Raw genomic sequence first — 5,714 nt, 5'->3', positions numbered from 1 at the left:
GCCGACTTCGCCGCCGCCGACCTCACGCACCTGACCCGCGCCATCAAGCGGAAGCTGAAGAAGATCCAGTACCGGCCGCACCTGATCGTCGGCTGCTTACCGACCACCGGACTGGATCTCGACGGACTGATCGACGAACCGGACATCGCCGGGCGGTCGTGACGAGGCTGAAGGAGGGCATCGGTCTCCAGGCAGACGCAGATCGAGGCGCAGTCGAAGGCCGGCCATGTCGGGGAGGCGCCGCCTGCTCCCCACACGCTGGTGCTTGTCTCGCAGTTGCCGCCGCACTCCACGGTGGCGCGGCCGATCTGCCCGTCCAGGACGAGCGTGCCACCGGCGGGGATGAACCCGATCTCGAAGACGGCGAGCGGGTCGCAGCGCTTGCGGTCGGCGATCTCCGCGCACGACAGGTCACCGTCCTGCTCGGCGCGTTCGTAGAAGGAGATCGTCAGCCGCCGCAGGTCCTCAGTGCCGGCGAAGACCGAGATCACTGGCATGTCGGTGCCCCGGGCGGGCCGGTTGGACAGGTCGAGTTCGTAGCACTCCCGGTTCGTGGCGGGTACCTCGCAGAAACAGGAGGATGGCACGGCTGGTTGAGGGGGTGCCGGCGGTGTGCAGAACGGGTCCGCGCACGCGGCCGCCACGTCCGGGCAGCCCGCGAGCCGGCACGGCCCATCAGCGCACTCACCGGATGCGCCCTGGCCGGTGTGCAGGCACCACGTGATGCAGTCGGTGCCGCCGTCGGCCGGCAAGTGGACGTCGAGCAGGGGGATTTCGTCCGTCCAGGCCCAGGGGGTGGCGGCGAGAACGAACTCAACGGTGATGATGTCCGCGCCGATGGAGCACCGCCCGGAGCTGCACGAGCCGTCGCCGTGCCGGGCCGTGACCGTGGGCCCCTCCACGAGCGCCACCCGCCGGTAGGTGCGGCGGTGCCGCTCGTTGAACTCGGCTGCTGTCTCCTCTTCGCCGGGACAGCAGTTGAACATGGTCACGCAGTCGCCGCCGCACACGCTGCCGGTGCAGCCCTGCAACGCCTCCGCCAGGAAGTGCAGTCCGTACTCCACGGCGCAGCAGGTGGCGCCGAGGAGGAGGCCGGTCACGGTGATGGTGCGCGGCTGCACCCGGGCGGGGCCGAGCGCGCCGCCGCCGATGACGGCGTTGGTGACCGCCCGCTTCACCGGGTAGTCGTCGATCCCGTCGAAGGACAGCGGCAGGAAGCCGGAGAAGGAAGCGGACTCGGGGACGTCAGGGTCGCACCAGGGCGCCGGGTTGTCCGGGTCGTCGGGTGTCGTGTACGGCCGGCCGTCTGGGTCGAGGACGTCGGGGGTGAGGGTGTCGCAGCCGCAGACAGCCGATCCGGAGTTCAGCGGGGAGCCGACGGTCCCGAGGTAGGCGCGTAGGCGGGCCGTGTTGATGACCTCGATACCGCCCACCATGAGGAAGTCGGTCAGCACGTGACACCCCTAATTCGGAGAGGTGCCCGGCCCACAACCAGCGGCGCCCATCAGCTTACGGCCGCCCCAGGCGGGTCACATGCTGTACGTCAGCGCCATGCGGTGCATGACCCGCGCCGCGGTCGTCTCGGCGTCGCCCACCTGGGAGATGTTGAAGACCGGCGCGATGGTAACCCCGCCGTCACTGCCCGAGGCTGAGGTCGAGCCGTCACCGCCGAGCATCTCCGCCAGACCCGACTGCGCGGCCAACTGCCGGGCCCGCTGCGGCTTCGTCAAGGGGACGATCACCTCCGGGCCGCCTCGCCGACCAGGGCGTGGGTCGGCCCGAGCAAGATGCCGCCCTCCGCGAACGGCAAGTACTTGCGCACGGCCGACGGCAGGCCGCTCTTGATGCTCGACGTGATCCGCGAGCCGATGTTGCCCAGGGCGGCAGGCCGGAGAACAGGCGGACGATGCCGGAGATCAGGGAGGACACGGCGCTGCGTGCGCCGCCCACCGCCGACCTGAAAACTGCTGCGAGCCGGGACCCGAGCCCGGACAGGGCGGAAACGATGCGGCCCGGCATGCTCGCGAAGAACGACACGATGGAGGAGCCGACGGCGCGGGCTGCGGACAGCGCACTGGAGCCCGCAGACCGGAACACGCCAGCCGTCCGGGCAGCGCGGCGATCACGCCGACGATCCCGCCCTGCAACTGCGCGAAGAAGGAGGCCGCCGAGGAAAGGAACGAGGAGATCGCCGAACGCGCGGAGCTGAACGCGGAGGAGAACGCGGACAGGATCATCGAGCCGAGCGAGGACAGCGCGGCATAGATGCGGCCGGGCAGCGCGGTGAAGATGAACACCACCGCGGCGATCGCGGTCAGCACTGCGATACCGACGCCGGCGACCGCCTGTACGAACAGGGTGACGAGCAGACCGGGCAGCGCCGCCAGCCAGCCCCGACATGATCAGGCCCGGCAGAGACGTGAAGAACGAGACGACGCCCTCAAAGCCCGTGGTCAGGGCGGTCGTCACGGTGGTGACGAGCGTCGAGAAGAACGTCCCGATCATCGAGCCGAGCGCGCTGAGTCCGGCCACGATCAGCGACGGCAGGTTCGTGAACGTGACGACCGCGGTGATCGCGGTGATCAGGCCGGAAAGGACCCTGACGACGCCCTGGATGACCGGGACGACGACGCTGACCGCGACCCACGACGCGAACCCGGCCTCGAGCTGGAGGACCGGCGCGAGGAGGTTCGTCACCATCACCAGCAGCGGGGCCAGGGCGGCGGCGAGGTTGGCGATCGGCGGCAGGATCGGCAGAAGCGCCTGCAGCATCGCCAAGAAGGCGTCGACAAGCGGCGGCAGGACGGGCAGCAGCGCGTTCGTGAACGCGGAGATCAGCGGGACCAGAGCGAGGGCGACCTGCGCCACCACGCCCGCCACCTGCGCCAGGACCGGCGAGAGGACCTGGAACATCTGCGCGACCGCCTGGCCGACGCCGGCCGCGAGCGGGGTCAGCGCGGTGACCAGGGCAACGAAGGCCTGCGTGAGCGGGGGCAGGACGGGCATGAGCGCGTCCACGAGCGCCGAGATGATCGGCGTAAACAGCGTCACCAGGACCTGCAAGGCAGGCGCGAGGGCCTGCGCCAGGACCGCAACCAGCTGACCTGCCAGGGGCAGCAGCGGGGCCAGGGCCGACAGGACGGAGCCGATCGCGGCACCGACGGGCCCCAGGCTCGGGCCGATGGCGCCGAGCCCGCCCGCGAGCGCGGACGCGACGGTCTGCAGGCTCGGCGCGGTCGCCGCCAGGGCGGGCCCGAGCGCGTTGATGACGCCGGTGATCGCCGGGCCCAGAGTGGCGAAGACCGGCGCGAGTGCGGGCGCTATCTGCCCGATCTGCGTGACGAGCGCGGAAATGATCGGCCCGAGCTGGGCGGTGATCGTCGCGATCGTGCCGAAGACGTTCCCGATCGCCTGCTGGCCGGCCGCGCTCTGGACGAAGTCGCGGAACGCGCCCGTGATCGTCTGAAGGTTGTTGAGCAGCCCTCCGCCGACGCCGCTCGCGGCAGAGAAGACGGCGGAGATGATCCCGCCGACGTTCTGGGCGATGGCGCCGAGCTGCCTGAACACCGCGAGGGCGTTCTGGATCCACGTGAGTCCGGACCCTGCTCGGGTGGCGCCCTCGAGGAACGCGGCCAGCTTGTTGACTACGCCGTCGACGACACCGCCGAGGCCGCTGAAGGCGGGCAGCGTCGACGACGTGAACTTGGCGATCGCCGTCAGCAGCCGGTCGATGCTGTCGGACTTGACCCCGGCAATCTCCGTCTTGAGCCTTGCGAACACGCCGCTGACGAGCTGCACGGACGCCGAGGACTTCGCAAATCCGAGCGCCGACGCGGCGAGGCGGCCGAACTCGGCGGATACCGCCGTCATGCCCGTCTTCAGCGGCCCCTTCAGGGCGTCCGCGACCGCCGTGATCTGCCCCTTCAGCGGCCCGAAGAACGCGCCCTGCACGCTCGACTTCAGTGAGTCGAACGCAGGCTTCAGAGCCCGCACCTCCCGGGCGGCTGCCTGGGCCGCCGGGGACAGGCCCTTGAGCGCGGTCTTGAACTGCTTGGCGTCCCCGGTCAGTGCCGTCGAGAACGCCTTGCCCACGCCGTCCAGCGCGAGCTTCAGCGTCCCTATCGCAGCCTGCGCGGCGATGAACGCGGCCGGGGCCGCCGCGACGATCCCCACCGCCGGGGCGAGCGCGCCGGCCAGCGCCGCAACACCCTGCGCGGCCCCGGCCGCCGCGATACCGATCGCCCCGAACCGCAGCGCGCCGGTAAGCGCGGTACCGGCTCCCCGGGCGATTCCCGTCAGCCCTGCGAGGGCGCGCGTGAAGCGGTTGTTGTCGACGTCGACGTTCGCGTGGACCGTGACGTCCGGCATGTTGTGCGCGCGGATCCGCACGTCGAAGTCCGAGAGATCCGGTACGACCCGGACCTCGATCTCCTCACCGGCGAGCGCGGCACGCAGGCGCTCGACGAACCCCGTCAGGTCCGGGGCGACCGGGATGTTGATCGAGTCCAGCGACCGGAGCCCGGCGAGGAGTTGCGCGTCGAACCTGCGCAGATCCGGGTTGACGCGGACCGTGACCGCAGCGGCGTCAAGGCCCCTCTGGATGTTGCGCCGGATCTGCATACCGACGTCGCGAGTTGCGCGGTCGAGCGCGCGCTGGATACGGATCCCGAGGTCGCGCGCTTCCTGGACAACCCCGCGGTCGTCGAACGTGATCGTGATCCGGGCGGACCCGTAGTCCTCTTCGTCGCCGGCCACCGGGCACCCTCACGAAGGTCGTGAATGGTGCCCGGCCCAAAACCAGCGGCGACGGCCGCCGCACAAGGGGCGGCCGTGATGACTATCCGCTGCGTCGTGCCGGGAGCTTTGCGTCTTCCGACGCCATGGACGCCATGAGCGCCCGCGCCTGGGCCAGGTCCATACGGCCCGCCGCCCGGGGACGGCCCGCCCCGGCGGGGCGTACTCCCTTCGGCGGCGCGTACAACTTCACGCGGTTCCGCTGCCGTTCAGCGTCATCTTCCGCCGCCATGTCCATGGAGGCTTCGGCGGCGTTCAGCATCCGTCTCAGCGGCCAGGCGTGCGGGTCGACACCCTTGAGGGCGAGACTCCCGTCCCACGCCTCCCAGCCTGCCGCGATGCTGTCGCAGAGGCGGAAGACGACCCAGTAGGGCGGTCGCCACCACCCCCGTACAACTCGACGACCCATTCGAGGAGTTCGACGGTGACGCAGGTCGGCAGGCGCGGCGCGTCCACGACGCGCGCGCCCTGGTGCTTCGCCGCGTACGCCTCGGCCTCCCCGTCCTTGACGACGTCCAGGCGCAGGAAGAGCTCCGCCGACTCGGCGAGCATCTGCCGGGCGAGGAACAGGCGCAGCGCGCGAGTCGTCTTGCGGACGTCTGCGGGGTCGGCCTCGGAGAGATTGTCGAGGTCGATGCCCTTCGCCTTCTGCACGTCGCGTAGCTCGACGTACGCGTCGAGGAAGTCATCGCCCATGGCTTCCGGCTGGAACAGCAACTCGGTCCCGCCGATGTCGGCGACGTGGGGTTCGGTGTGAAGGGCAAAGGACTTACGCACAGGTCTTCCCTGGGTCCGCTCCTCGCCCGGCCCACAACCAGCGGCGTACTCAGTGGGCGTTAAGTCCGATCTTCCTCGGTTCGTGATCGCTCGATCGAGGTACTGATCGCCGGGCAGGCCATCCGCTGGGCATGTGCATGCTG

The 5,714-nt window shown here is 70.4% G+C and carries 4 protein-coding genes; all 4 read right to left on the bottom strand.

Going from position 1 to position 5,714, the window contains the following annotated elements; all coding sequences use genetic code 11:
- The coding region (locus tag ACWC09_RS52050; RefSeq protein ID WP_450859279.1) for a hypothetical protein at nt 1–1,454 on the bottom strand (1,454 nt) is incomplete at its 3' end.
- Between the two features lie 75 nt (nt 1,455–1,529).
- On the bottom strand, nt 1,530–1,730 hold the full coding sequence (locus tag ACWC09_RS52045; protein ID WP_450859277.1) for a hypothetical protein: 201 nt from the start codon (nt 1,728–1,730) through the stop codon (nt 1,530–1,532).
- Nucleotides 1,663–4,755 carry a phage tail protein gene (locus ACWC09_RS52040; RefSeq protein ID WP_450859275.1) on the bottom strand — a complete coding sequence of 1,031 codons (3,093 nt, stop codon included), beginning with the start codon at nt 4,753–4,755 and terminating at the stop codon, nt 1,663–1,665. Before ACWC09_RS52040 ends, ACWC09_RS52045 begins: the two co-directional genes overlap by 68 nt.
- A 306-nt stretch (nt 4,756–5,061) precedes the next feature.
- Entirely contained in the window at nt 5,062–5,571 is a 510-nt protein-coding gene (locus ACWC09_RS52035; protein ID WP_450859273.1) for a hypothetical protein, read from the bottom strand.
- Nucleotides 5,572–5,714: the final 143 nt, after the last annotated feature.

It is taken from the genome of Streptomyces sp. NPDC001617 (genome assembly GCF_053596855.1).
Note: the sequence above shows the minus strand (reverse complement) of the source record. Positions and strands in the feature narration are given on the sequence as shown.